This is a genomic window from Corynebacterium camporealensis, assembly GCF_000980815.1.
Lineage (GTDB): Bacteria > Actinomycetota > Actinomycetes > Mycobacteriales > Mycobacteriaceae > Corynebacterium > Corynebacterium camporealense.
The window spans coordinates 1,271,401-1,297,725 of sequence record NZ_CP011311.1 but is presented as its reverse complement, the minus strand read 5'-3'; the positions used below and the strand labels follow the sequence as shown (position 1 = coordinate 1,297,725).

The 26,325-nt window shown below is 58.5% G+C and carries 26 protein-coding genes and 1 tRNA gene; 20 read left to right on the top strand and 7 right to left on the bottom strand.

All coding sequences use genetic code 11. The features are described 5' to 3' along the window. Nucleotides 1–55: 55 nt before the first annotated feature. The 4 genes from UL81_RS06050 (at nucleotide 56) to UL81_RS06035 (ending at nucleotide 5,342) form a co-directional block, all read left to right on the top strand. Nucleotides 56–247, top strand: coding sequence for a hypothetical protein (locus UL81_RS06050; protein WP_035104664.1), 192 nt, complete (start codon nucleotides 56–58; stop codon nucleotides 245–247). Between the two features lie 19 nt (nucleotides 248–266). Beyond that, the gene (locus UL81_RS06045; protein ID WP_179944079.1) at nucleotides 267–818 is read left to right on the top strand and encodes an Rv1476 family membrane protein; all 552 of its coding nucleotides are present in this window, start codon (nucleotides 267–269) and stop codon (nucleotides 816–818) included. Nucleotides 819–2,378: 1,560 nt separating this feature from the next. Beyond that, on the top strand, nucleotides 2,379–4,214 hold the full coding sequence (locus UL81_RS06040) for a DIP1281 family NlpC/P60 protein (RefSeq protein ID WP_046453387.1): 1,836 nt from the start codon (nucleotides 2,379–2,381) through the stop codon (nucleotides 4,212–4,214). 30 nt (nucleotides 4,215–4,244) lie between these two features. Then, nucleotides 4,245–5,342, top strand: coding sequence for a ferrochelatase (locus UL81_RS06035; RefSeq protein WP_035104662.1), 1,098 nt, complete (start codon nucleotides 4,245–4,247; stop codon nucleotides 5,340–5,342). Here the strand turns inward: UL81_RS06035 and UL81_RS06030 are convergent. Next, complete coding sequence (locus tag UL81_RS06030) at nucleotides 5,315–6,082, bottom strand: hypothetical protein (RefSeq protein ID WP_035104661.1); 768 nt, start codon at nucleotides 6,080–6,082, stop codon at nucleotides 5,315–5,317. The genes UL81_RS06035 and UL81_RS06030 overlap by 28 nt on opposite strands. 33 nt (nucleotides 6,083–6,115) lie before the next feature. Here UL81_RS06030 and UL81_RS06025 point away from each other — a divergent pair, with 33 nt between their 5' ends. Beyond that, nucleotides 6,116–6,955: a DUF3097 domain-containing protein gene (locus UL81_RS06025; RefSeq protein ID WP_046453386.1), complete on the top strand. Its 840-nt coding sequence runs from the start codon at nucleotides 6,116–6,118 to the stop codon at nucleotides 6,953–6,955. Between the two features lie 13 nt (nucleotides 6,956–6,968). Here the strand turns inward: UL81_RS06025 and UL81_RS06020 are convergent, their stop codons facing one another. From UL81_RS06020 to UL81_RS06010, 3 genes are all read right to left on the bottom strand, one after another. Continuing rightward, nucleotides 6,969–7,544, bottom strand: a complete 576-nt coding sequence (locus tag UL81_RS06020; protein WP_035104658.1) for a hypothetical protein — start codon at nucleotides 7,542–7,544, stop codon at nucleotides 6,969–6,971. Nucleotides 7,545–7,572: 28 nt separating this feature from the next. Continuing rightward, complete coding sequence (locus UL81_RS06015) at nucleotides 7,573–8,316, bottom strand: TVP38/TMEM64 family protein (RefSeq protein WP_035104656.1); 744 nt, start codon at nucleotides 8,314–8,316, stop codon at nucleotides 7,573–7,575. Nucleotides 8,317–8,392: 76 nt separating this feature from the next. Continuing rightward, a tRNA-Leu gene (locus tag UL81_RS06010) sits at nucleotides 8,393–8,478 on the bottom strand. 210 nt (nucleotides 8,479–8,688) lie between these two features. Between UL81_RS06010 and UL81_RS06005 the strand changes: the two genes are divergently transcribed. Together UL81_RS06005 and UL81_RS06000 are read left to right on the top strand one after the other, a co-directional pair. Next, the gene (locus tag UL81_RS06005) at nucleotides 8,689–9,225 is read left to right on the top strand and encodes a YbhB/YbcL family Raf kinase inhibitor-like protein (protein WP_035104655.1); all 537 of its coding nucleotides are present in this window, start codon (nucleotides 8,689–8,691) and stop codon (nucleotides 9,223–9,225) included. Between the two features lie 21 nt (nucleotides 9,226–9,246). Further along, complete coding sequence (locus tag UL81_RS06000; RefSeq protein WP_035104653.1) at nucleotides 9,247–9,633, top strand: hypothetical protein; 387 nt, start codon at nucleotides 9,247–9,249, stop codon at nucleotides 9,631–9,633. 69 nt (nucleotides 9,634–9,702) lie between these two features. Here UL81_RS06000 and UL81_RS05995 read toward each other — a convergent pair whose 3' ends face one another. Further along, on the bottom strand, nucleotides 9,703–10,818 hold the full coding sequence (locus tag UL81_RS05995; RefSeq protein WP_035104652.1) for a quinone-dependent dihydroorotate dehydrogenase: 1,116 nt from the start codon (nucleotides 10,816–10,818) through the stop codon (nucleotides 9,703–9,705). Between the two features lie 3 nt (nucleotides 10,819–10,821). Further along, complete coding sequence (locus tag UL81_RS05990; RefSeq protein WP_035104649.1) at nucleotides 10,822–11,901, bottom strand: hypothetical protein; 1,080 nt, start codon at nucleotides 11,899–11,901, stop codon at nucleotides 10,822–10,824. 120 nt (nucleotides 11,902–12,021) lie between these two features. Here UL81_RS05990 and UL81_RS05985 point away from each other — a divergent pair, with 120 nt between their 5' ends. The 11 genes from UL81_RS05985 (at nucleotide 12,022) to UL81_RS05940 (ending at nucleotide 23,219) form a co-directional block, all read left to right on the top strand. Then, the gene (locus UL81_RS05985) at nucleotides 12,022–12,846 is read left to right on the top strand and encodes an undecaprenyl-diphosphate phosphatase (RefSeq protein ID WP_035104646.1); all 825 of its coding nucleotides are present in this window, start codon (nucleotides 12,022–12,024) and stop codon (nucleotides 12,844–12,846) included. Nucleotides 12,847–12,895: 49 nt separating this feature from the next. Then, nucleotides 12,896–14,143 (top strand): cysteine--1-D-myo-inosityl 2-amino-2-deoxy-alpha-D-glucopyranoside ligase, encoded by a 1,248-nt coding sequence (gene mshC / locus UL81_RS05980; RefSeq protein WP_035104645.1) that lies wholly within the window; start codon nucleotides 12,896–12,898, stop codon nucleotides 14,141–14,143. Nucleotides 14,144–14,158: 15 nt separating this feature from the next. Beyond that, the gene (locus UL81_RS05975; protein WP_046453385.1) at nucleotides 14,159–14,542 is read left to right on the top strand and encodes a hypothetical protein; all 384 of its coding nucleotides are present in this window, start codon (nucleotides 14,159–14,161) and stop codon (nucleotides 14,540–14,542) included. Between the two features lie 28 nt (nucleotides 14,543–14,570). Next, nucleotides 14,571–15,269: an HAD family hydrolase gene (locus UL81_RS05970; RefSeq protein ID WP_035105453.1), complete on the top strand. Its 699-nt coding sequence runs from the start codon at nucleotides 14,571–14,573 to the stop codon at nucleotides 15,267–15,269. Nucleotides 15,270–15,326: 57 nt separating this feature from the next. Beyond that, entirely contained in the window at nucleotides 15,327–15,590 is a 264-nt protein-coding gene (locus UL81_RS11985; RefSeq protein WP_046453384.1) for a phosphoribosyl-ATP diphosphatase, read from the top strand. A gap of 13 nt (nucleotides 15,591–15,603) precedes the next feature. Beyond that, on the top strand, nucleotides 15,604–16,449 hold the full coding sequence (gene hisG, locus UL81_RS05960) for an ATP phosphoribosyltransferase (RefSeq protein WP_046453383.1): 846 nt from the start codon (nucleotides 15,604–15,606) through the stop codon (nucleotides 16,447–16,449). A 116-nt stretch (nucleotides 16,450–16,565) separates the two neighbouring features. Continuing rightward, nucleotides 16,566–18,140 carry an aspartate ammonia-lyase gene (aspA, locus tag UL81_RS05955; RefSeq protein WP_035104644.1) on the top strand — a complete coding sequence of 525 codons (1,575 nt, stop codon included), beginning with the start codon at nucleotides 16,566–16,568 and terminating at the stop codon, nucleotides 18,138–18,140. Between the two features lie 371 nt (nucleotides 18,141–18,511). Further along, on the top strand, nucleotides 18,512–19,819 hold the full coding sequence (locus tag UL81_RS05950) for an anaerobic C4-dicarboxylate transporter (RefSeq protein WP_035104643.1): 1,308 nt from the start codon (nucleotides 18,512–18,514) through the stop codon (nucleotides 19,817–19,819). Between the two features lie 262 nt (nucleotides 19,820–20,081). After that, nucleotides 20,082–20,258, top strand: a complete 177-nt coding sequence (locus UL81_RS11950; RefSeq protein ID WP_169746057.1) for a hypothetical protein — start codon at nucleotides 20,082–20,084, stop codon at nucleotides 20,256–20,258. 2 nt (nucleotides 20,259–20,260) lie between these two features. Beyond that, nucleotides 20,261–21,448: a YeiH family protein gene (locus UL81_RS05945; protein WP_035104642.1), complete on the top strand. Its 1,188-nt coding sequence runs from the start codon at nucleotides 20,261–20,263 to the stop codon at nucleotides 21,446–21,448. Nucleotides 21,449–21,554: 106 nt separating this feature from the next. Further along, the gene (locus UL81_RS05940; RefSeq protein WP_035104641.1) at nucleotides 21,555–23,219 is read left to right on the top strand and encodes a formate--tetrahydrofolate ligase; all 1,665 of its coding nucleotides are present in this window, start codon (nucleotides 21,555–21,557) and stop codon (nucleotides 23,217–23,219) included. Between the two features lie 61 nt (nucleotides 23,220–23,280). On the opposite strand, the gene UL81_RS05935 is transcribed toward UL81_RS05940, so the two are convergent. Continuing rightward, a complete protein-coding gene (locus tag UL81_RS05935; protein ID WP_035104640.1) occupies nucleotides 23,281–24,108 on the bottom strand; it encodes a RecB family exonuclease in 828 nt (275 codons plus the stop codon). 45 nt (nucleotides 24,109–24,153) lie between these two features. Here UL81_RS05935 and UL81_RS05930 point away from each other — a divergent pair, with 45 nt between their 5' ends. Then, nucleotides 24,154–25,407 carry a M18 family aminopeptidase gene (locus UL81_RS05930; protein ID WP_035104638.1) on the top strand — a complete coding sequence of 418 codons (1,254 nt, stop codon included), beginning with the start codon at nucleotides 24,154–24,156 and terminating at the stop codon, nucleotides 25,405–25,407. A 33-nt stretch (nucleotides 25,408–25,440) separates the two neighbouring features. Continuing rightward, nucleotides 25,441–26,277 carry a tRNA (adenine-N1)-methyltransferase gene (locus UL81_RS05925; protein ID WP_035104637.1) on the top strand — a complete coding sequence of 279 codons (837 nt, stop codon included), beginning with the start codon at nucleotides 25,441–25,443 and terminating at the stop codon, nucleotides 26,275–26,277. The last annotated feature ends 48 nt before the right edge of the window (nucleotides 26,278–26,325 follow it).

Here is a 26,325-nt window from a genome sequence, read left to right as displayed (position 1 = left end):
AACTAAAGTTCACAGCCACTGAAGCGCCGCGTGCATAGTCCTTATATAAGGAGTCATGGGGAACGACGCCAGGGGCGAGAAGAACGCGATGGTTCATTTCTCCATTGTAGAGAACAGAACCAACGACTGCTGGGATTATAACAGTACGAGCGTTCTGTTTTCACCTTTTGCAACATTCGGCGCGCCGCCAGTGTGGGATTCCGGCAGGGCTATACCCTATGTGGGCAATGTGCCTATAGAGATCTAAGGAAAGTGACGTTCAACGCATGGTCCCGGACAGTGTCGATATTGATGCCCTCGGGGCACAGCTTGCCGATGACGGCGTGGCGTACTCCAATCCTGAGTTGGCTAATAATCAAGACGTCCAGCAACCAGTTATCGATGCGTTGCAGCCCGGGCACGGGGTAGCGGTAGTCGACGTCCAATTAGACAGCCTCGCCGACGCCCGCGATATCGCCACTGATTTACAGAATGCTTCCGGACTCGACACCGTTATCGTCCAAGTCCCGGGGCGCGTCTCTGCGGTGAGTGACTCACTGAGTCGCGCCGAAATCGAGACCGCACAACAAGCCGTCCCACCCGGAGCCGACCAAGTCACTCTTCTCGAGACCTTCTATGGCGAACTCGACAGCTTCTGTATTCCGTGGATCTGGGTAAGCCTCGCCGTCCTGATTCTCATCGCGGCGGTGTCCGTGAGTGCGTGGCGCAGCTCCCAACGAGGCGTCCAGTCGACGACTCTGGCCGACACTCAGCGAGTCTCAAAACAGGCTCCGCGAGACTCCCGTCGCGGGTCTGGAGTGACGAAAAATCGGGCCTAAAAATTTACCTTTGTTCGAAAAACTGTAGGCGAAATTCGATCGCCGAACGGCGCTCGGCGACGGCTCTACGAGCGCTCTGGCGGGGCCGATCTGAGTCCAAATTTCATCCCAAATAGACAGTCTCGACGCGTCAAAGTGACGCGAAATTGTGACCTTGAAACCGGTCTAAAAAGTCGGTTCCAGGCGCCGTGGGAATAAATCTGGACGCTCACGGCAGTGTGTTTTCTCCCTTCCTGGCGGCAGTGGGGAAGGGGCGAGTCAACCACCCTGCCTTTACTTTGGCAGTGGGGAAGTGGTTGTGAAAGTGACGTGCGCCCGGTGGGCAGACGGCGCGACACACCTCAAAACGATAAATGTGACAAAGGTTACAGTAACGGCTAGGTAACAAAATCGTTGCAGGTGAACAGGTCGCATTAACGCATGAGGTTTAGCCCAACCAATGTGAATTATGTGGAAGGCGTGCAATGCGTGGTGGCAGTGGCGTATGGTTCGAGTATCGACTCACAGGTTGATTCTTGTTCCATTAGTTCATGGGCCAAGCCTTGACTCTCAATCGATATGACGCACGGGTATGTGGGGAAGCACGCCGCGAGCGCCACGAAGAAGGATTGAGGTTCACCGTCTGGCACGTGACCGACTTGCTCGCCGAGAGGCAGAGCGGGGGAGCATTCGAATTGGAATGTGGTCGATGATAATGTTCGAAATTTTTAAAGAGACTTAAACATCCACTTTTCTCGAAAGGGATGAGGCGTCGTTGCGTGCCTTCGGTGTCTTTTCGGACAGGCCCTCCTAGGGGGCGTGTCCGGAGAGGTATCGGTGGGGCGGAATTCATATCGTTGAGACGCCTCCGTGTGAGGGTTCACTGAGTGTGGACCGCACCTGCGTCGTGGAAGTGCGGTTAGGCCCGCCGGCACCATGCGTGCTGTCGCTGTGGCCGCCGTCCCGCGGTGTTGAGTGTGGATCGCAGGAAGGCCCGGGTTGCCAGATTGTGGCGTAGTGGACGTTGAGTCCATGACTTCGCTGCGAGCGCTAGTAGTGGTCCAGACGTCGATAGGCAGTACTTCAGGTACTCCGTTGATGCGGGACGCTATTGATTGGGAAGTAGTGCTCGTCCGTACGAAGCAAACGCCGCCATGGTGGTGGATAGAGTTCCAGCGTGACCTGACTTTGGCCAGTTCTGCGCGAAGAACAGCTGACTCATGTTGATGTTTATTGGCGTTAGTAGAGCTGTCTTTGCTGCAGCTACAGCATCGTGAAGCCGTAGATTGGCTCGGTCGAAGTGTAGGGAGACCGCTGTAGGTACCTGTGTGTCTATTGCAGGTGCAGGCTCTAGAACCGTCGTGGCTCGACTCAAGCGCGCCTTGAGTAGGAGGTCGGCAGCAGCATGCACAAAATCCCGGCTGTGTAGGTGGGCCAGAATAAGGACATGGGTCGTCGTTTGTGCGAAATTGATGGTCCATGGCCCGGGCATTCCTATGCCTGGCTAGCCTTTTTAGCGGCCCGATGTAGTGCCTACACGGTTGGTAATGGGGAAGAAGTGGGTTCTAGGAGAGAATCCTCGTGGCCACCAATAAGAAGAAGCGCGGCAACCGACTGCGCAAGATCTACGCTGCAGTCGCATCGACCGCAGCACTGTCCCTCGTCAGCACTACCACTCCGATGGTTGCCAGCGCGCAGCCGCTCGACAATATCGATGAAGTTCTGTCGTCCAGCAGCACTGGTGTTGCGGACCTCGCCGGCCTCGTTGCCGACGTGCAGGCAGAAGTCCAGCGCGTGGAAGGCGAAATCGGTTACTACCGAGAGCTCGTCAACCAGGCACTGATGAACCTCAACGACGCTCGTACTGAGGCAGCCCAGGCTCGCCGCGGTGCAGAGAAGGCTCGTGAAGACCTCAATGGTGCCCAGTCTGATCTGGAAACCGCACAGGGCAAGCTCGATGATCTGTCGCAGACCGCATACCGCCGTGCGAATACCTCGCAGGCAATCACTGCCGCCTCGGGTGCAGAAGCACGCGAGATTCAGCTGGAGCGTCAGGCATACCTACGCACCGAGACTGAAAAGCAGCAAGGCGTTGTCGATGATCTCGAGCGCGTGCGTACCCAGAAGGCCAACCAGGAGTCGACTCTGCGAAAGGCGCAGCAGCTTGCCGATGCCCGCGAAGAGCGTGCCGTCAACGCTGAAGCTGAAGCACGTCGCACCCTGGATGAGAGCCTGACTCAGGTCGAAGAGCGCAACGCTGAGCGTGAGCGTCTCGTCGAAGAGCAGGAGCGTGTCCAAACTCGCCTAAATCAAGAGCGAGGACTAGACGAACCTGCCGATGACAAGTCTAATGCCTTGTCTAATAACGAGAACGATCGCAGTTCACGTCAGGCCTCTAACGTTGACTCAGCGAACACTGAGCGCACCTCTGAGCGCTCTGCATCGCAGTCTCGTGAGGTAAGCGAGCAGGCTTTGACTCCGCGTGAGTCGACCTCTCGTGAGCCTGAAAGCGTGACTGTCGATGCTGAGGACGCAACCGAATCGCGGTCTCAGTCCACCTCGTCGGAGGAGACTTCTGAGGCTAGCTCCGAGGCTGCTGCAACGAGCTCCGAGGCATCCGAGTCTGGTTCTTCGGTTGACGCATCGACAGTCGAGGACGCTTCTTCTACCGCATCGGATATGGCCGAGACTTCGTCTCAGGTCGCATCCGAGTTGGCAAGCAACGACGATCTCCAGCAGTTGGCTGTGCCGGCACTTGGTGCGGCAGCTGCCATCGTCGGAAGCTCCCAGCCGGATCATGCCGGCAGCCTGGGTGACTGGGATTTCGATGCTATGGCAGAGACTTCTTCTCAGCTGATGGCTCTGCAGGGTGAAGGCTCTGAGGTATCGGAGGAAGAATCCGAACTCGCCGGCTCCCTGGATGGTGTCCTGGAAGGTCTGGAAGATTCGAACTCGGTGACTGAAGAAGCTTCTGAAGAAGTCAGCGACATGGGTCGCGATCAGCTCATCGAATCCGTGATTGCTCGCGCCGAGTCCCAGATTGGCGTTCCTTACGCCTGGGGTGGCGGCGATGCTAACGGCCCGACCAAGGGCATCCGTGATGGCGGCACTGCCGACAGCCACGGTGACTACAACAAGGTCGGTTTCGACTGCTCCGGTCTGGTGCTCTACGCCTTTGCTGCAGCAGGTATCTCCCTGCCGCACTACACCGGCTCCCAGTACCAGCACGGTGAGAAGATTAGCCCGGATGAGATGCAGCGTGGTGATCTCATCTTCTACGGCCCGAGCGGTAACCACCACGTAGCTATCTATCTTGGCGACGGCATGATGCTAGAAGCCCCGCAGTCCGGACAGAATGTCCAAAAGACTCCGGTGCGCTACTCGGGTATGTCCCCGCACGCCGTGCGCCTCCTCTAAGCCGCAACCTCTGGTTGCTAGAATCAGGGCATGACTGACGCACAACAGCCTGCCCGTGATTATGACGCCCTCCTCGTTCTTTCCTTCGGTGGTCCGGAAGGAAACGAGGAGGTCGTCCCATTTTTGGAGAACGTCACCCGCGGACGTGGAATCCCGCGTGAACGCCTCGTGGAAGTAGGTGAGCACTATTTCCACTTCGATGGTAAGAGCCCGCTGAATGAGCAGAACCGTGCACTGATCGACAACGTCAATGCGGAACTGAAAAAACGCGGACATAATCTACCGATCTATTTCGGTAACCGTAACTGGCATCCTTTCGGCGCAGAAGCCGTGGAGCAGATGGCTAACGATGGCGTTCGCAACGCACTCGTGTTTGCCACGTCGGCTTGGGGTGGTTACTCCGCGTGCCGGCAGTACGACGAAGACATCACCAATCTGCGCGCTCATCTGGAAGAGAAGGGGCTGCCGCAGATTGATTTCACCAAGCTGCGTCACTTCTACGATCATCCGAAGTTCATTGCGGAGAACGCACGCTCGTTGCGAGAGGCTATCGCAAAGCTGCCTGAAGGCCGCAACACCCGCGTGCTCTTTACTGCGCACTCGGTGCCGGATGCACACGATGAGGTTGGTGGCGCCGAGGGGGATAAGCACATCTACTCCCGCCAGGTTGCTGACGCCGCCAAGTTGGTAGCGAAGGAAGCTGGCATCGAAGACTACGACTTGGTCTGGCAGTCCCGTTCTGGTGACCCGCGCGTGCCGTGGCTCGAGCCGGACATCGTCGACCACACTGAGGAAATTCACGAATCCGATGGCGTGGACGCGGTCGCTGTGTGTGCAATCGGTTTCATCACCGACCACATGGAGGTCGTCTGGGATCTGGATACTGAGCTGAAGCAGGCTGCCGATGAAAAGGGCATTGCCGTGGAGCGTGCCGTGACCGTTGGTCTGTCTGAGGTCTTCGCTTCCATGGTCGCGGATCTGATTGAAGAGCAGATCTACGACAAGGAGTGGGAGAGCACCGGCAACGTGACAATTCAGGGCTGCACCGTCAACGGTGAGCCGTGTGCTGAGGGCTGCTGCGATATTTGGTCGCTGCGTCGTCAGCGCGCAAAGTCGGCAAGTGCGTAACTAACACCTGCCACGCGGGCGGCACGGATGTGTCGTCCCAACATAAGGAGCTGCGGATCGAAACGATGGTCCGCGGCTCTTTCCTTTACAGTCTCAATGATGGCGGCCACGCGGTCAGCGCGGGCAAAAAGCTTTGCCGCGCGTCCCGGAATGCTGCTGGGGAGGCCTGGGGTGTCATAGAAGTCGCTAAGCGTACCGACGGTGAGGCGCGGGTCGGGGAGTTTCTCTGACTTCATGCCCGTTGCTTCGATGAGTAACGCGGATTGCTCGGTAGCTTGGGCGAGTAGTCGATCGGCATCGCCGGGGCTCAACCAGGCGGGAGCGGGGAGTGGACCTTCCTGATAAATCGCCTCCCACACGGTTGAGTTGGGGCGTAAGTGGGGAATGAGAATAAAGTGACTATCGGGATCGTTGGTGCGAGCTATGATTGCGCCGGCGTTGTTATCCGCAGCAACTGCCGCAGCACGAGAGCCAGCGGGCAATGCCGGCGGATCACCCGGCCCTGCAAGGACGAGGCGCAGCAGAGGTTGGGTAAACGGGGCATCGATAAGCTCTGCGGTATTAGCCCGCAACTCGCTGAACAGATCGATAAAGGGTGCCTCGTCGTGGGTTTCGGGGCGCCCGCCTAGCTCAGTGAGAGCCTGCAGGAGATCGTCAGTCGACTCGTGCCCGTAGAGCCACGCGCCGAGCCAGACGGCGCAGTTTTGGACGGGTGACCACACCTCGGCGCGCATATCCATGGCGGGACAGTCTAGTAGATAAGATCAGCGCCCATGAGTATTGATCCCTACGCTGGTGATATTTTTTCCGGCCACGCCCGTTCCAAACCAAAGGAGTACCCGGTGGTGCCCGCCAAGCCAGGCATGGTCGTGGAAGTGCGCGGCGATGACTTCGTCGGCGCGGTTATGGGAGTAGATAAGACTGTCTATGGCGAGGTCGTGCGCCTAGAAGACCGCCATGGTGTCGAGCGCGTGTTCAACCTGGTGAAAGGTGGATTCCTGCTAGAAGGTAAGCCAGTCACGCTAACCCGTTACGTGGAGAAGCAAGCACCGCGGAAGTCGAACTCGGGCTCGCGTCGTGTCGAAAACGTCCAGGCGAAGGTCGCAGCGCCCTCGCGTATCTGGGTCGAAGGTATCCACGACGCAGCGATTGTGGAGAAGGTCTGGGGACATGACCTGCGCGTGGAAGGTGTCGTGGTCGAATACCTCGAAGGCCTAGACAACCTAAAAGAACGCATTGCCGAATTTAAGCCGGAACCCGGCCGCCGCGTGGGCGTGTTGGCTGACCACCTGGTGGAAGGCTCCAAGGAAACCCGCATGACCCAGCGGCTCGGCGAGTCCGTGCTGGTGACCGGTCACCCCTTCATTGATATCTGGGCAGCTGTAAAACCCGAACGAGTCGGTCTAAAAGAATGGCCGGACGTGCCTTATGGCGAGGATTGGAAGACCGGAATCTGCAAACGAGTGGGCTGGTCCGATCCGAAGGAGGGCTGGAGCCGTGTCTACAACGCCGTGAATTCTTTCAGGGATCTGGATTCTAGCCTCATTGGTGCCGTGGAGCGTCTCGTCGACTTCGTCACGACACCAGAACTGAGCAAAGAAGACTTACTCTAGTTGTCCGAAGTTTCTAAACTTCGGCGTTGGCGCGGTCGAGCAGGTTAACTGCAAGTTGCCAGCCGGCGGTTTCAGCTGCCCAGCCTGCTGCGTGCAGGCGCTGGGACATGGCCTGCTTGGAAATGCCGAGCTCGGCGGCTGCTTCATTCTGATTCATGCCGGAACGCACCAGCGAGGTTGCTTCGCGGCCTTCCATCGAACGCTTGTTGAGCACAAAGCCTAAGAGTGCGAAGGCGGCGGCGATGTCCTGGGCTTCACTAGCGCGACCGCGCTGATTGGTCTTGGCATACACGTTGCCCGGGCGCGCGGACTTCTTCAGTGCGGCGGTAGCAACCGAGCGGATAGTATCAGCGCTGCGTGGGTGGCCGGGGCTGACGCCGATGCCGATGGCCCAGTCGCCATCGGCAAGCAATGCCATGGCCAAGTCGCACACTGCAGTAGGTGAGTCCACGACGGCACAAATATCTTCCACGCCAAGGACCTGGAACTCGCCGACACCTTCCAGGGTGGACAGGGCTTCTGCGGAACGCTGGACGAGTTCTGCGCGACGCACCGAACGTCCCCGGTAACGGGCATGAACAGCAAACATGCTTTATTCCTCCTTGGCCTTGGTCAACTTAATCGAGTCTACCTTTCTTCCTTGACTGCACGCGAGTGGGCACCTTGCTATCCAGATACAAGCCCACCAGACCAAGTGCTGCGAAGAAGACGATGGCTGCAATCAATGCGGGATGCGGTTCGCCGGCAAGGGCATCGCCAAAGAAAACACCCAGTGCGGTGGTCGGGATGGATCCAATTGTGGTGGCAACGACAAAGTGCGCGAAGGGGATAGGGGTCAGTGCGGCGACGTAATTGAGGATGGAGAAGGGCACGCCGGCGACCATGCGCAGCGAGCCGACGGCCAACCAGCCACGGCGCTCTAAGTGGGCGTTGATTTTGAATACGGCGGGGTGGGCCAGGTGGGGCCGAATCCAATCGCCCAACAGCCACCGCACGATAGTCAGTGACAGTGCTGCCGAAATGGTCAGCGAGACCAATGCGACGCTCAGGCCTAGCCAAGGGCCAAAGAGAACACCCGCGGCAACCGTCCACACCGTGCGGGGCAGTGGAAACTGCGTAAAGATGACATAACATACGATGAAGCCGACGATAAACCAGGGCCCTAAGCGTTCCGCCCACTCGCGTAGGAGGTTGAGGTCGGGGATATCGACCCAGATAAGAAGGCTAACGACAGCGACGATTGCTGCAATGGTTAGGCACCAGCGGGCCACCGACCAGCCGCGCATGGTTGCCCACGCCGAACTGGCCAAGCTGCGGAGGAAATCCGCAAAGCCTTGTAGTGCCGTCTTTAACGAGTGCATGCACCCTCCACGAGTGGGTGAGTTATAACCAATGCAAAAAGACCCGGAAACAATAAGTTTCCAGGCCTTGCGTTTGTGCCCGGAGGGGGACTTGAACCCCCACGTCCGTTAATAGGACACTAGCACCTCAAGCTAGCGCGTCTGCCATTCCGCCACCCGGGCAGGGTGTTTGTTTACAGCCTCTCGGCTGGGCACTCGAATACTCTAGCGCGAATTGAACTTTTAGGACAAATCTCCAGGTGGGGCATAAATTCCAGGGGTGTAAGTAGGAAACCTTCGGTGCAATGCGTGTCGATGACTGCCTAGCCCACCACTGCAAATGAGATCGGCGTTGCATCGACAGTAGTGTGTGATGTCCGGTACAAAGGAAGCATGACTGATTTCAATGATTCTCGTTTCCCTGGCCCTGACCCATACGCACCGCTGCGCGACCTGCCTTCCTTCCCGCTGTCCTCTGCTGACCTGGTAGATGGTGACGAACTGGAAGAGAAGCTGCGTGCTCCGCAGTCCGTTTCCCCGCAGCTGGAGTGGTCCAACCTTCCGGAGGGCACCAAGTCCCTGGCTGTTACCTGCTTTGACCCGGATGCACCGACTGCGTCTGGTTTCTGGCACTGGGCTGCCTTTAACATCCCAGCCGATGTCAGCGAGCTGCCTTCCGATGCAGGCGCTGCTGAGGACCTCGGCATCGAAGGTGTGGTCTCCCTGCGCAACGACTCCGGTGAGCGCACCTACTACGGTGCACAGCCACCGGCAGGTCACGCACCGCACCGCTACATCTACGCTGTTCACGCAGTCGATGAGGAGAAGCTGGACATCGATCCGGATTCTTCCCCGACCGTCCTGGGCTTTAACCTTCACTTCCACGCCCTGGGTCGTGCGATCCTGTGGGGCTGGTACGAAGAGAAGTAAGCACCTTTTAGAAAGAAGCTGATGTCGAATACTCAAGATTCGGCGCCAGGCGCCACCATCCCGCTCGCACTGCGGGTCGGTGGCGCTTTTATGGCGCTTGCCTCTGTTCTTTTCCTTTTTGCCGTCCTGTCTGTCTTTCAAGACGGATGGGGAGCACCTTTTGAGTGGACCTACTCGAAGCTGGCACTCTGTCTAGCCGCATTGATCCTCGGTGGCTTCGCTACCGTCAGCAAGAATCAAAGCGCAAGCAAGGTCCAGGTCATCGCTCTGGTTATTTCAGTCTTGCTGGTCATCTTCAGCCAATTCCTGTCCCGGGAGGCATTGATGATCCAAGAGCAATACTGGGTAGTCATGTACGCCGGTGCAGCAGTACTGTGCTCGCTGATTTTGCGTCGCACCCTGATGTAATAACCGCGAGCGAAACAGGCAAAAGAAAAGCGACCTCACTGTTTCAGTGAGGTCGCTTTAGTAGTTTTCTTAGAGCTTCTTCCACTCCAGGCCGGAGCCAACAGCTTGGCTGATGTTGCCCAGGCCGTGGGCGCGGACCTGGGCCGCGATGCCTTGGTGGATGTGCTGGATCCAGTCTGGACCGCCGTAAATCAGGCCAGTGTAGCCCTGCAGCAGGCTAGCGCCGCTGGTGATGCGCTCCCAGGCCTGTTCTGGGGTGCTAATGCCTCCGACGGAGATGATCACGAGCTGGTCACCGACGCGGTCATGTAGGCGGCGCAGGACTTCCAGGGAACGTGCGGCAACGGGTGGGCCTGATACACCGCCAGCTCCCATGGCTTCGACCTCGTTGGCTGGGGTCTGCAGGTTTTCGCGGGAGATAGTGGTATTCGTGGCCACGATGCCGGCCAGGTTGAGCTCGAGTGCGAGGTCGGCCACGGCGTCGACGTCGTCGTCGGACAGGTCCGGGGCAATCTTCACCAAGACTGGGCGGGTGGTGCATTCCTGAACTGCGGAGAGAATCGGGCGCAGGGATTCGACTGCCTGCAGGTCACGCAGACCCGGGGTGTTGGGAGAAGACACGTTGACCACGAGGTAGTCGGCTAGCTCGCCGAGTACGGAAGCCGAGCGACGGTAGTCGTCAATGGCTTTTTCAGCCGGGGTGACCTTGGTCTTGCCGATGTTGATACCGATGGGGTCGTGGTAGCGGCGCTTGCGCAGGTTTTCTGCAGCATTCAGGGCGCCTTCGTTGTTAAAGCCCATGCGGTTCAAAATGGCCTTGTCCGCCTTAAGGCGGAACAAGCGCGGAGTCGGGTTACCAGGCTGGCCCTCGGCGGTGACGGTGCCTAATTCGGCGTAGCCAAAGCCAATCGGGCCCCAGGCATCGGCAGCAGCGGCATTCTTATCAAAGCCAGCAGCCAAGCCGAGCGGGCGTGGGAAGGACACGCCAAAGACTTCTTGGTGGAGGACCGGATCATTGACCGGCCACACGCGGTTGAGTGCACGGTTCAGCGGGCCAGCAGAGTGCAGCAAACCAATCGCGCGGTTCATCACCACGTGGATTTGTTCCGGATCCATGCGGAACATGCCTTTCAGGGCGAGCTGATAGGCCTTGTCGCGGACCTGCATACCAAGGGTCTTTTTCATTGTTTATTCTCCAGACTCAGAATCGGTAGCTGCATCGTCGGCAGAATCCAGGTCAGGATCGCTGACAAATTGCAGGCCATCACCGGTGGCAGAGGCGGTGACCACGGTGCCATCGTCAAGCACTGCCATGCTTTGTGCATCCGCGACAGTGTTGATGGTGCCAACGGACTTCGGTGCGCCGGAGGAAATCTCGAAAGCCTCCGCCTGGTTGTTGTCGGTGGTGGCAGCCCAGGCCAGGTTGCGGGAGTTATCCCAGGCCACAGCCCACGGAATACCCTCGGTGTTGCCGTACTGATGCAGGCGGACAACGTCGCGGCTGGTGTAGATGGCAATGCGCTCACCAGCGGTATCGGCCGCTACAACGACGCCATTGTCACCAACGGCGATTTCGCCTACGCCCTGGCCAACACGCAGGCGACCGCCAGCGCGGTTTTCGGTCCAGTCGACGTTTTGAATGGTGGAATCGGCACGCAGAATGCGCACGACGCCATCTTCGACATCGTCGTTCGGCACGGCCAGCATCTGGTCGGAGCCTTCCTCGACCTCGATTTCCTCATCGCGCTCGCCATCGCGGTAGATGCCGACGATAGGAGAGTTGGCGGAGCCGACGAAGACGGCGCCATCGGAAAGCTGCGTAGCTACAGTGACTGGCTCTTCTTCATCGACTGCCAGCTCTTCTGGGGAATCCGGGGAGTCAGGGTTGAAGAACAGGACCTTATCGCCGCAGGCGAGGACGAACTTATCTGCAGTAGCGGAGAGATCGCCGCAGGCAGCATCGATGGAGACCTCAGTCGCATCGTCGCCTGCAAAGTCGGCCTGGGTGCCAATGAAAAGGGACTCGCCGCTGCGCACAGAAATGGTGTCGGCAACGGCATCCATGTCCTCGACGTCATGAGCGAACTCGACGTGCTCACCGTCCGGGCTGGCATCCTGTGGGGAGTCCGCCGGGGTTGCGTTGGCTTGAACTGCGGTCTCGGGGTCGCCACCGACACCGACTTCCGGTTGGCAGGCGCTTAACACCAGGGCAGTCGCGCTGAGAGCGGCAGCGGGCAGTACTTTTTTCAAACCAAGCTGTGATTTCACGCTTGTTAATCCTAGCAGCGCGTGTTGTTGAATCCCTAAGTCCGACGTGGTCGTTGTAGGCTGTTCCGAGTGAATGACGTATCGACTCTTGCTCAAGCGGTAGAGCCCGCCGCTGAGCCGATGTCCTGGGTGCAGGTCATCGTTTTGTCTATCGTGCAGGGCCTAACGGAATTTCTGCCTGTCAGCTCCTCGGGACACCTGCGTATTGTCTCTGAGCTTTTCTGGGGGCAAGACGCTGGTGCCTCCTTTACCGCGGTGATTCAGCTGGGTACTGAGCTGGCCGTGGTGGTCTACTTCGCCAAGATGATTTGGCAGATTCTCACCGGCTGGTGCCGCGGTTGGGTCAAGCCCGAGACCCGCGGCCAGGACTGGAAGATGGGCTGGATGGTTATCGTCGGCTCCATCCCGATCGGTGTCATTGGCCTGCTGGGCAAGGATCTGATTCGCGATAACCTGCGCAACCTGTGGATTACCGCCTCCATGCTGGTGCTGTTCTCCTTTGTCTTCATTGCAGCCGAGAAGGTGGGCAAGAAGAACCGTGGCTTTGATGAGCTGAACATGAAAGATGCCATCGTCATGGGCTTTTGCCAGTGTCTCGCGCTGATTCCGGGCGTATCTCGCTCCGGCGGCACCATCTCCGGTGGTTTGTTCTTAGGCCTCGACCGTGAGGTGGCCACTCGTTTTAGCTTCTTGCTTGCGATTCCCGCTGTGCTGGCTTCGGGGCTGTTCTCGCTTCCCGATGCCTTCGGTCCCACCGTGGGCCAGTCCGCGTCGGGTCTGCAGCTCTTCGTTGGCACCGCGCTGGCCTTCGTCGTTGGTTATGCCGCCATTGCGTGGTTGCTGAGGTTCGTCTCCAACCACTCCTTCGCATGGTTCGCCGCCTACCGCATCCCGGTCGGCTTGCTGGTCATGCTCCTGCTGGGCATTGGAGTGCTTCAGCCTTAAAGTGATGCGGTGATGCGCCTGCCGGGAGAGGCGGGCTACGATAGTCAGCATGAAATCATGGCCAGTACCTGACTTCGCACCTGTACCCGGTAAGGCGCATTCGCTGTCTTTATATGACTCTGCGGACCAACGCCTACGACCGGTGGAGATCGCAGGGGATACCGCGACCATGTATGTCTGCGGCATCACCCCTTATGACTCAACGCATCTGGGGCATGCTGCTACTTACTTGACCTTTGACCTGATTTACCGGCAGCTGCTGGACCAGGGCAAGCAGGTCCATTACGTCCAAAACATCACCGACGTCGACGACCCGCTCTTCGAGCGTGCAGAGCGCGACGGCGTGGACTGGCGCGAGCTGGGCGACTCCCAGATTGATTTGTTCCGCTCCGATATGGAGCTGCTGTCTGTCTTCCCGCCGCAGGACTACATCGGCGCGATGGAGTCTGTCGACGAAGTTATTGAGATGGTCGGCAAGCTGTTGGACAACGGTGCGGCTTACGTCGTCGACGATGAGGAGTACCCGGACGTCTACGCCTCTGTCGATGCCACACAGCAGTTTGGCTACGAGTCCAACTACAACGACGAGCAGATGGCGGAGTTCTTTGCCGAGCGTGGCGGCGACCCGGATCGCAAGGGTAAGCGCAACCCGTTGGACGCACTGATCTGGAAAGCTGAGCGCCCCGGTGAGCCTTCCTGGGATTCTCCCTTCGGTCCGGGCCGTCCGGGCTGGCACGTGGAGTGTTCTGCGATTGCCACCAACCGTTTGGGCAAGTCCTTTGACATTCAAGGCGGCGGCAGCGACTTAAAGTTCCCGCACCACGAGTTCTCTGCAGCACACGCCGAGGCAGCACTCGGTGTAGAGCGCATGGCGAACTTCTACGTCCATACCGGCATGATTGGCCTGGATGGTACCAAAATGTCGAAGTCCTTGGGCAACCTGGTCTTCGTCCACAAGCTCGTCGAACAGGGTGAAGACCCGTCGGCTATTCGTTTGGGCATTTTCGCCGGTCACTACCGCGCTGAGCGCGACTGGTCGGACGAGGTCCTCGACAAGGCCAAGCAGCAGCTTGCTGCGTGGACTGAAGCCGTGGAAAACCCAGGTGATATGGCGCATGCCGAGCAGGTCGTCGATAAGCTGCGCGCCAGCTTGGCCAACGACGTCGATACCCCGGCCGCACTGGCAGCTGTCGATGAGTGGGCCGCCGGCGACCGCGGGGAGAACGACCCACAGGCCGGTGAGTTGGTTGCCCTCGCATTAGATTCGCTGTTGGGCGTGCAGGTAAGCCGCAAGTAAGGCAATATCAAGGGCATGAGCATTCGCGCAGAGTTCCAGCCCACCATCGACGAGTTCATCGACAACCTGCATTCCTTCGCTACCGGCGATTACCTCAAAGAAGACGAAAAGGAATTCTGGGAGCAGCCTTTTGACCCAGGCGTGCTCCCAGAGCTGAAGAAGATTCTGGAGGCCCTGCTGCAGGATCTCGACTCCTTGCCCGATGATCCGGATGGCTCTGCGCTATCGAAGCTGCTGCAGCCGCACATCGCAAAGCTGGCGAAGTTCAACCGCAAGCATGCCGACGCCGTCCTGGAGCCGGAAGAAAAGGACGAGCTGAGCGAAATCATCTACAACGCCTCGGCCTCGACCGGTGCGGATGATGAAGCCCTCAACCAGATTCCAGAACTCGATTTCTAAGGCGTTTGTACAGGAGAACTACTTTTTGATGACACCTGTGGCACCAGCGGCCATCTTTTGGGACATGGATGGCACGCTGACTGACTCTGAGCCGCTCTGGGGCCAGGCGACCTACCAGCTGTCGGAAAAGCTGGGCAAGCGGTTGACCCCGGAATTGCGCCAGCAAACCGTCGGCGCGACTTTTTCGAAGACACTGGGCATTTGTGCACGACATGCCGGGGTGCAGCTGCAGCCGGGCGATGAAGAGCACTACCGCCAGGTGATGTTTAGCACGGTGCGCGGGCTTTTTGCTGAGCAGTTGGATGTCTTCCCGGGCGTGCGTCCGCTACTGCAGCAGTTGCACGGTGATGGCATCCCGATGCTGGTCACGACCAATACGGAGCGCTACGTCGCTGACCCGGCGATTGATGCCATTGGCCGGGACTTCTTCGTCGATACCATCTGCGGTGATGAGGTTAGCGTCGGCAAGCCAGCACCAGAGATGTATCTGGAAGCAGCGCGACGTGTGGACAAAGCACCGGAGGAGTGCTTGGTCTTTGAAGACTCCTACAACGGCATGCGCGCTGCCCGCGATGCGGGTTGTCAGGTCATCGGTCTGCCAGAAACTGAGTCGATGCCGATTCCAGATGGGGTAGTGCCCATCGCCACTCTGCATTCTGGCTCGCACATCGCTGGCGCCACAGCCGATGATGTGTATGCATGGTTTGCAACATTAGCAAGCCGTTAAAACTCGGACGGGGTGAATGCCTGCACATTAGAGGTTTCTGTGGAACAATTGGTTCCCGTGAAGAATTTCGAGACCCTTTTTGCAGAACTATCCACTAAAGCCAAAGAACGCCCCGAGGGCTCTGGCACGGTAGAAGCCCTGGATGCCGGGGCCCATCATATTGGCAAGAAGGTCATCGAAGAAGCCGGTGAGGTATGGATGGCCGCCGAGTACCAGTCCGATGATGAGCTGGCTGAAGAAATGTCGCAGCTTATCTACTGGACCCAGGTCATGATGATCAAGCGGGGGCTGACCCCGGAAGACATTTACAAGTATCTCTAGGAGGTCACCCCACATGATTAAGTGCGCTGTGCCCAACAAGGGCTCACTGTCTGAAGCTGCCACTGAAATCCTCAAGGAAGCCGGCTACAAGGGACGTGGCCACTCCAAGGCTCTGAACATTGTCGACAACGACAATGGTGTGGAGTTTTTCTTCCTGCGCCCGAAGGACATTGCCATCTACGTCGCCCAGGGTGTGCTCGACATCGGCATTACTGGCCGCGACCTGGCAAAGGATTCCCGCACCAAGTTCAACGAGGTACTCCCGTTGGGCTTTGGTTCCTCCACCTTCCGTTACGCGGCACCGGCAGGCGAGAACTGGTCCATCGACAAGCTCGAAGGCAAGCGCGTGGCCACCTCGTACCCGAACCTGGTGCGTGAGGACCTGGCAGCGCGTGGAATCAACGCAGAAGTTATCCGCCTGGATGGTGCGGTAGAGATTTCCATCCACTTGGGCGTGGCCGATGCGATTGCCGATGTGGTGTCGACGGGTGCAACCCTGCGCCAGCAAGGATTGGAGCCTTTCGGTGAGCCGGTTTGCGTGTCCGAGGCTGTCGTCATCAAGCGTGAAGGCGAAGAAGCCAACGCTGAAGAAAAGGTGCTGCTGGACCGCATCCAGGGCATTCTGCACGCTCGAACTTATTTGATGATTGATTACAACATCAATAAGGACAATCTCGACGATGCCTCTGCGGTGACCCCGGGCCTGACCGGACCGACCGTGTCGCCACTGGCGCGTGAGAACTGGGTGGCTGTGCGCGCGATGGTGCCAAAGTCCTCTGCGAACCAGGTCATGGACCGTTTGGCACAGCTGGGCGCCGAGGCAATCCTGGCCTCGGATCTGCGGATCGCCCGCTTTTAGGGGTAGACAAATAGGCTCTGCGGAGCCTATCTCGCGGCGGTAGTTACCATGGGCGGGGAGTTCAATCAATCATTGATCGACCTTTAATTCACCGATTGTTAAGGAGCCCCGCCACCATGGCAAAAAACTCCAAGAAGGACGCTTCCTCCGACAAGAAGAATGAGGAGAAGAAGAAGTCTGAAGCTACCGCTCCGGTAAACAAGGCGGATAAGGACACGGCCAAGCAGCAGGCCGAAACCGCTGAGAAGAAGGCTGCAAAGACCAACGCCAAGACCCGCACGGAAACCGACCTGCTGGGTTCCATGGAAGTTCCGGCTGACGCCTACTACGGTGTGCACACCCTGCGCGCCATGGACAACTTCCAGATTTCCTACGTGACCATCAACACCATCCCGGACTTCATCCGTGGCATGGTGCAGGTCAAGAAGGCCACCGCGATGGCAAACCGCCGTCTGCACGTGCTGCCGAAGAAGAAGGCCGAAGCCATCATCTGGGCATGTGACCAGATCCTCGAAGAGGGTCGCTGCATGGACCAGTTCCCGCTGGACGTCTTCCAGGGTGGCGCTGGTACCTCGCTGAACATGAACACCAACGAGGTTGTTGCCAACCTGGCCCTGGAATACCTGGGTGAGGAAAAGGGCGCATACGACGTCATCAACCCGAACGATGATGTCAACATGTCTCAGTCCACCAACGACGCATACCCGACCGGTTTCCGCCTGGGCCTGTACGCGTCGCTGAACAACCTGATTGAGCGCATGGACGCCCTGCAGTCCGCCTTCCACAAGAAGGGCAACGAGTTCCAGGACATCCTGAAGATGGGCCGTACCCAGCTGCAGGACGCAGTCCCGATGACTCTGGGTGACGAGTTCAAGGCTTTCGCTCACAACCTTGCTGAAGAGCAGGCTGTGCTGCGTGACGCTCAGTCCCGACTGCTGGAAATCAACCTTGGCGCTACCGCAATTGGTACCGGCGTGAACACCCCGGCTGGCTACCGCCACCAGGTCACTGCTGCACTGTCTGAGGTCACCGGCCTGGAGATGAAGACCGCACGTGACCTCATCGAGGCCACCTCCGACTGCGGTGCCTACGTCCACCTGCACTCCTCGATCAAGCGTGCAGCAATGAAGCTGTCCAAGATCTCCAACGACCTGCGCCTGCTGTCCTCTGGTCCGCGCGCTGGTCTGGGCGAGATCAACCTGCCGCCGCGTCAGGCTGGCTCCTCGATCATGCCGGGCAAGGTGAACCCGGTTATCCCAGAGGTTGTTAACCAGACTTGCTTCAAGATCTTCGGCAACGACCACGTGGTCACCATGGCTGCCGAGGCCGGCCAGCTGCAGCTCAACGTCATGGAGCCAGTCATCGGCGAGGCACTGTTCCAGTCCATCCGCATCATGGGCAACGCCGTGGATACCCTGCGCGACAAGTGCGTCACCGGCATCACCGCTAACGCTGATGTCTGCCGCGCCTACGTGGAGAACTCCATCGGTATCGTGACCTACCTGAACCCGTTCATTGGCCACCACAACGGCGACTTGATCGCCAAGGAGTCCCTCGAGACCGGCAAGGGCGTCAAGGACCTGGTCCTGGAAAAGGGCCTGCTCGACGAAGAAACCCTCAGCCGTGTCCTGTCCGCTGAGAATCTGATGCACCCAGAGTTCCGCGGCCAGCTCTACCTCGACGAGGACTAATCTCCTCAAGGGAGATTAGTAGCCCAAGGGTAGATGAACTCCCTTAAGCGGCTCTTAAACCTGAGTTGAGTACAAACCCGCATCCACACTTCTCGCTTAATACGAGGGGAGTGGGTGCGGGTTTTCTTTGTGTCACCAAACACACAGAAACTGTCCAGTTAGTTGGTTTCTGTCAGTTGATAGGTCTTATTCGGGGGTAAATGAACAAAATTAGGTGTGGGTGCCAACACAATCGGACATTTCAAGTCGCACATCACGCATATGTTCCGGCACAATGGAACATAAGAAGCGGGCGCTAGAAACGGGGCGTGTATGTAGAGCCCAACGCGCTGGCAAGCCTGCTAACGCCACTTCAAGTATTTGGAGAATCCATGGTTGTTCTACACATCCTCATAGTCTTGGGCGCGATTTTCTTAGGCGCCCGCATTGGTTCCATCGGTATCGGTATGGCAGGTGGCCTAGGCGTTCTCGTCCTCGGCCTGACTGGCGTCCCGGTTACCCGTGAAGATATTCCTTTCGACGTTATCGGCATCATCATGACGGTGATCGCCGCCATCGCCGCAATGCAGCGCGCGGGCGGTATGGATTACCTGGTCAACTTGGCCGAGCGTTTCCTGCGCAAGAACCCCAAGCGCGTCACCTACTACGCACCAATTGTCACCTGGCTGATGACCGTTCTGGCCGGTACTGGCCACACTGCTTTCTCGACCCTGCCGGTTATCGTCGAGGTCGCTAAGGAAGGCGACGTTCGTCCGTCCCGTCCGCTGTCCATCTCGGTTGTTGCTTCGCAGATGGCTATTGTGGCCTCGCCAATTTCTGCAGCCGTCGTGCTCATGGCCGCCCTGCTGGAGCCCATGGGCGTCGGTTACCTGCAGGTCCTCGCTGTCCTGATTCCGGCCACCTTCCTGGCTATCTTCCCGGCAGCCTGGCTGGCTAACCGCGAAGGCAAAGAGCTTGCCGATGACCCGGTCTACCAAGAGCGCATGGCCGCTGGTCTGGTGAAGAAGCCAGTTGCTGGCACTGATTTCACCCCGCCAAAGGGTGCGAAGGCTTCCGTCATCATCTTCATTATCGCCATCCTCGTGGTGATGATCTGGGCTACCCTGACCTCCGAGCAGATCGGCCTGATTGCTGAGCCGACCCTGCCGCGCAACGAAGCCATCATGACGGTCATGCTGACCGCCGCGACCGTCATCGTGATGATGACCAAGATTCCGGCTGCTGACGTGCTGAATACCCAGGTGTTCAAGTCCGGTATGTCTGCCTCGATGTGTGTGCTGGGTGTTGCCTGGCTGGGCACCACGCTGATTAACCACTACATGGACGACATTGAGCACCTGGCTGGCGACGTTATCGAGTCCACCCCGTGGCTGCTGGCAGTGGTCCTCTTCTTCGCTGCTGCACTGCTCTACTCGCAGGCTGCTACCACCAAGGCGCTTATGCCTGCCGCACTGGCACTCGGTGTCAGCCCGCTTACCGCTCTGGCTGCATTCCCGGCAGTCTCCGCACTGTTCGTGCTGCCGACCTACCCGACGCTGCTGGCTGCAGTCGAGATGGACGACACCGGCTCCACCCGTATCGGCAAGGCCGTGTTCAACCACCCATTCCTCATTCCGGGCGTGGTCAGTATCGTGGTCTCGGTGCTCCTCAGCTACGCCATCGGTGCACTCATCATCTAGCTTCCCCACGGGAACTACTAGTAGCTGCACCAAGCTCAGCTACTAGGTGAGTGTCACACTCCCCATTAGTTTGACTGGGAAACCAGTTGATCACTGATGGGGAGTGTTTTATGAGAAGATATAGCCGCTTGATTTTTATCAATATGAATATTTTGGTTGTCGTACATCACTGCTGTGTTGTCTAATCTTTACAGACAAAGTTGTCTACGAAATTAAGCGAATAATTATACCTAGCGGTCTAGTACTTCTCAGGAAGGTCCTCATGACTAATACATCTCAGCCCGTGGCTGATGTGCAACCACCCGGCGTGGAGCAAGAAAGCCCGGATGCACACGGCAAGTTCTCGCTCAACGAGGACTGGTTAGCAACCATTGCGGGTCTGATCCTGCTTGTCGCTTGCTTGAGCGGCATCGTGCCGGACATCGGGGAGTGGTTTTAGCAATGACTCGCGCAACGACGACTGACAACGCAGTCGAGCAACAGGCCCAGCAGGACAACACACCTGCTGCGGAGAAGACCAGCCCGGCATGGACTATCGCAGGCCTTATGCTGGTGTTCGGTCTGGCAATCTTAGTATCCGTCCTCGTCTCCCGCGTCCCGGAGTGGACTGAGGACACCTGGTTTGGCCCGATGGCTAAAAGCGTGGAGTTCCCGGTCTATGCCATCATCTTGGGCTTTGCCTTCAACGGCATCCTGACCGTGCTGGGCGTGGCGGACAAGATGGCTGCTGCCTTCCGCACGGAGTTCTTTATCAAGACTGGCCTGGTGTTGCTGGGTTCCACGGTGAACCTGGGTGTGATTGTGTCTGCTGCAGCACCTGCAATTCTGCAGGCCATCGCCCTGATTAGCTGTGTCTTCCTGCTGACCTGGTGGTTCGCCGGCGTACTGGGTGTGGAACAGCACCTGCGTGCCCTGCTGGCCTCCGCGCTGAGTATCTGTGGTGTCTCTGCTGCAGTGGCTGCCGCTGGTGCAGTCCACGCCAAGAAGGAGCAGCTGGCCTATACCGCAGGTCTGGTTATCCTCTTCGCAGTCCCCAGCATCTTCCTGTTGCCGTGGCTGGCAAGCCTCATGGGATTGTCTGCACCAGTCACTGGCGCTTGGATTGGTGGCAACATCGATACCACCGCCGCCGTGACCGCTGCGGGCGCGGTCGCTGGTGAAGAAGTACTTGAGTACGCAGCCATCGTGAAGATGACCCAGAATGCACTTATCGGCTTCGTCGCAGTGGCCCTGTCGCTGTACTTCACCCTCAAGGTCGACCGTGGCGCCGCCACCGCTGGCACCGCGACCGCAAAGCCAGGCTGGGCAGAAGTATGGAATCGCTTCCCGAAGTTTGTCCTCGGCTTTATCGGTGCGTCTATTCTGGTCACCATCCTGGCGTCGGTATTCCCGGCAGCTGCCGACGGCGGCTGGCTGGATAACGGCCTGGATGCTGCCAAGGCCCTGCAGACTTTCCTGTTCACCCTGGCGTTTGTGTCCATCGGTTTGGAGTTCCGCTTTGGCTCCCTGCGTGAGGCCGGCTGGAAGCCTCTGGCAGTCTTCGCCTTCGGTACCGTGGTCAACCTGGTTATCGGTCTGGCCCTAGCATGGGCCCTGTTTGGCTGGATTTTCTCCGGGCTGTTCGTCTAGACCGCGTCTATCATTTCACCTTTACCCCAATGGGTGTGTTGGATTACACACCCATTGGGGTTTCAACGTTGATTACTCCGTTCATTAGGTCAGTACCATGGCGGGTATGAGTACTCAGCCTTCTGATGTTGAAATTGCCCAAGCCCACAAGCTCAAGCCCATTACCGAAATTGCCCAAAAGGCTGGAATCCCGGATGAAGCCTTGATTCCTTTCGGTAACACCAAAGCCAAGGTGGATATCTCCGCCCTCGATCCCAACGCCAAGAAGGGCAAGCTCGTCCTTGTCACCGGCGTTTCGCCCACACCTGCAGGCGAAGGAAAATCCACGGTACTGATCGGCCTAACGGATGCTCTCGATCTTTTGGGTGAGAAGGCTATCGTCGCCCTGCGTGAGCCCTCCCAGGGCCCTGTCATGGGCATCAAGGGCGGTGCTGCTGGCGGCGGCTACTCCCAGATCGTTCCGATGGAAGACATCAACCTGCACTTCACCGGTGACTTCCACGCGATCACCGCAGCAACCAACACCCTGGCATCCATCATCGACAACCACATCCACCAGGGCAACGACCTCAACATTGACCCGCGACGTGTGACCTGGCAGCGCTGCATGGACGTCAACGACCGCGCACTGCGCAACGTCGTCACTGGCCTCGGCGGTCCGGCACACGGTGTACCAGCAGAAACTGGCTTCACCATTACCGCAGCCTCTGAAATCATGGCCATCCTGGGACTGGCCACCGACCTGGCGGACCTGCGCAAGCGCCTCGGTGACATCACCGTCGGCTATACCTACGACCAAAAGCCTGTCACCGCACGTGAGCTCAAGGCCGAAGGCGCACTGACGGCCCTGATGAAGGACGCGCTAAACCCGAACCTGGTGCAGACCCTCGGCGGTGTCCCAGCACTGGTGCACGGTGGTCCTTTCGCCAACATCGCCCACGGCTGCAACACTTTGCTGGCTACCCAGACCGCACTGCAGTACGGCGACATCGTTCTTTCTGAGGCCGGCTTCGGTGCTGACCTGGGTGGTGAGAAGTTCATCGACATCAAGGCTCGCTTCGGTGACCTCAACGTCGATGGCGCAGTGGTTGTCGCCACGATTCGCTCCCAGAAATACAACGGTGGCCAGGCACGCGAGGACCTCACCAACGAAAACCTTGAGGCTCTCGAAAAGGGCATCGTCAACCTGGAGCGCCATGTCGAGAACCTGCGCAAGTTCGGCGTAAAGCCGGTCGTGGCACTCAACCTCTTCTACAGCGATACCGAAGCTGAACGTGAGTTCATGCGTAAGTGGGCCGATGACTTTGGCGTAGCACTGGCGGAAGCCAACGTCTGGGAAAAGGGCGGCGAGGGCGCCAAGGAACTCGCTGAGACCCTCCTGGAGAACCTCGACGGTTCTGCTGAGCCTCTCTATGACCCGGAAGATGGCATCGAAGCATCCATCGAGAAGGTCGCCACCGAGATCTACCGCGCTGACAAGGTTGAGTACAGCTCCCAGGCACGCAAGGACCTTAAGTACATCAAGGACAACGGCTGGGACACCCTGCCAGTGGTTATCTCTAAGACCCAGTACTCGTTTAGCGATGATCCTTCGCAGCTGGGCGCCCCAGAAGGCCACACCCTGCACGTGCGTCAACTTCAGCCACGCACCGGCGCTGGATTCGTCGTGGTGCTTACCGGCGATGTCATGACCATGCCAGGCCTGCCGAAGAAACCTGCCGCCAACAACATCGACGTTGATGGTGACGGCACCATCTCAGGCCTGTTCTAAAAGCGAACTACTAAAGGCCGGAACACCCAGTTCATAAGGTGTTCCGGCCTTTAGTGATCGCCTAAGCGTCTGCGGCAGAACCTGGCCAGCCGGGGTAGTCCGGTGGGGTGCCGCCGAATGCAGGACAGATGTCTTGGTGAGCGCACCAGCCACACAGTTTCGAAGTCTTCGGGCGAAAGTCCCCAGCGCGCCCGTCGGCTTCAATCTTGGCCCAGAGTTCGCCTAAGTCGCGTTCGAAGTACTCGAGTTCTTCCCGGTTGGGAGCGAGGAACATCGAATCGAAGACCTTGAGGTACATCAGGCGCAGCTGGGTGGGGATGGTGCCGAGCAAGCGCCAGTAGACCAGGGCATAAAACCGCATCTGGAACTCCGCGCTCTGGCTAAATCGGGGAGCGGGTTTCTTGCCGGTCTTGTAGTCGACGACGCGGACTTCGCCGGTGGGTGCGACATCGACGCGGTCGATAAAACCGCGGACTGGTACGCCGTTAGGAAGGACGGTGTTGACGAACATTTCGGTTTCTTTGCAGTCGAAACCCTGTGGGTTTTCCATTTGGAAATAGCCCTTGACGAGCTCACGCGCGGCGACGAAGAAGTCGTATTCTTCCTCAGCTGGTACGAGCTCGTCGAGTTCGCCTTCTTTGTCTTTTTCTTTGAGCTTGGCCCATTCCGGCTTAATCATTTTGACTGCCGCAGCGTAGGTGCGCTCTTCCCGCGGGAGTTTGTGCATTTCTTCTAGCACTGCGTGGACGAGGGTTCCCTTGATTTGGGCCAGGGTGGTGGGCTCAGGCAGCTTATCGATGGCCCGGAAGCGGTACAGCAGGGGACACTGCTGGTAGTCGGAGGCGCGGGAAGGCGAAAGCGCGAGAGGTCGAGCGGCAGGGGAGTTCATGGCTAACCAGCCTATCGCGTGGGATTTCATGGCAAGGTAGTAGGTATGAGCACTACTGAAGATTTCCTGGATTTCATTGCCGCGAGCCCGTCATCTTATCACGCAGCAGAAAACGTTGCTGCACGTTTGGAGAAGGCAGGCTTTACGCGGCAGGACGAAACCACTGAGTGGGATGCCACCCCGGGTGGTCACGTGATGATTCGCGTGGGTGCGGTCATGGCGTGGTTCGTGCCAGAAGGTGCGGATGAAAACTCTGGTTTCCGCATCATCGGTTCCCATACCGACTCGCCAGGTCTGGCCGTCAAGCCGTCGCCGGATTTCGATAGCGCTGGGTGGCAGCAAGTCGGCGTGGAGATCTACGGCGGTGCGCTGCTGCACACCTGGTTTGACCGTGAGCTTGCCGTTGCAGGTCAGGTCGTGACCAAGGACGGCACTCAGCACCTGGTTAATACTGGTCCGCTGTTGCGCCTGCCGTCGCTGGCCATTCACCTGTACCGCCAGGATGAGTTCAAGCCGGATCGTCAGCAGCACATGCAGCCGGTACTCAGCGTGGGCGATCCGGATGCGTCGGTGCTCGGTGTCATCGGAAAGCAGCTGGGTATTGACCCGGACGATATTGCCGCGTTTAACCTGATTACCGCCGATGCCGCACGTGGTGCTGTCTTCGGCAGCGGCGAGCGCTTCATCGCCGCAGGTCGTATGGATAACCTGTCGTCGGTTTATGCCAGCCTAGTGGCTTTGGAAAAGGCCGCTGAGGATTATCAGGGCAACGACGTACTGGTTATGGCTGCTTTCGACCACGAGGAAGTGGGCTCGTCGTCGCGTTTCGGTGCCGGCGGTCCGATCCTGGTCGATGTGCTTACTCGAACTGGTCGGGCACTTGGTGCCAATGAGGAGCAGCGACACCAAATGTTTGCCCGTTCTTCCTGCGTATCGGCAGATGCTGCGCACTCTGTGCACCCTAACTACGCCGAGAAGCACGACCCGCATCACCATCCGATTATTGGTAAGGGTCCGGTGACCAAGATCAACGGCAACCAGCGCTATGCCTCCAACGCACAGACTGTGGCGCTGTGGGAAAACGCGTGTAATCGTGCCGGTGTGCCGGTGCAGCGCTTCGTCGGTAAGAACGTGGTGCCCTGTGGCTCCACCATTGGTCCGATTACCGCCACCCGCTTGGGTATTGACACTGTCGATGTGGGCGTGCCGATGCTGTCGATGCACTCTGCCCGCGAGATGGTGGGCGAGCGCGATCAGCTATGGCTTGCCGATGCCATTGAGGCATACTTGAAGGGTTAGTCGATACTCGCCTTCGTAAAGGAGCACTGCCTTATGCCTTATTCCGGTCCGTTTCAGCTCGGTGACCGCGTCCAGTTAACGGATGCCAAGCGTCGCCACTACACGATCGTGCTGGAAGAAGGCGGGAAGTTCCACTCCCACAAAGGCATCATCTACCACGATGATGTCGTCGGCTTAGATGAAGGCTCAGTTATCCGTTCGACTCTGGGCTCGGACTTTCTGCTCTTCCGCCACTTGATGGTGGACCACGTGCTGTCCATGCCACGTGGTGCAGCAGTGATTTACCCGAAGGATTCTGCCCAGATTCTGGTCGAGGGCGATATCTTCATGGGCGCACGCGTACTGGAAGCCGGCGCAGGCTCCGGTGCGCTGTCGATGTCCCTGCTGCGTGCCGTAGGCCCAGAAGGCAAGGTCTTTTCCTACGAAGTACGCGATGATCACCTCGAGTATGCCGTGGATAACGTCAAGGAGTACTTCGGTCAGCAGCCGGAGTGGTGGGAGCCGCGTCTGGGTGACCTGGCCGATGTCGACATCGAAGACCTAGACGGTCCGGTCGACCGCGTCATTCTGGATATGCTCTCGCCCTGGGAGCACCTGGAGAAGGTCCGTGACCTGCTGATCCCAGGTGGAGTATTCATGACCTATGTGGCCACCGTGCCGCAGCTGATGAAGGTCATGGAAGGAATTCGTGAGCTCAAGTGCTTTACCGAGCCGCGCGCTTGGGAGTCGTTGGTCCGTGACTGGAAGGTTGAGGGCCTGGCTACTCGTCCGGAACACCGCATGAATGCGCACACCGCATTTTTGATCTGGACGCGTCGCTTGGCTGACGGGGTTACTCCGCCGCGCCCGCAGCGTCGCGCACGCAAGTAGGGCTTATACCCAGTTACCCGGCGCGCAGCTTATGCGCGCTAGGGTGGA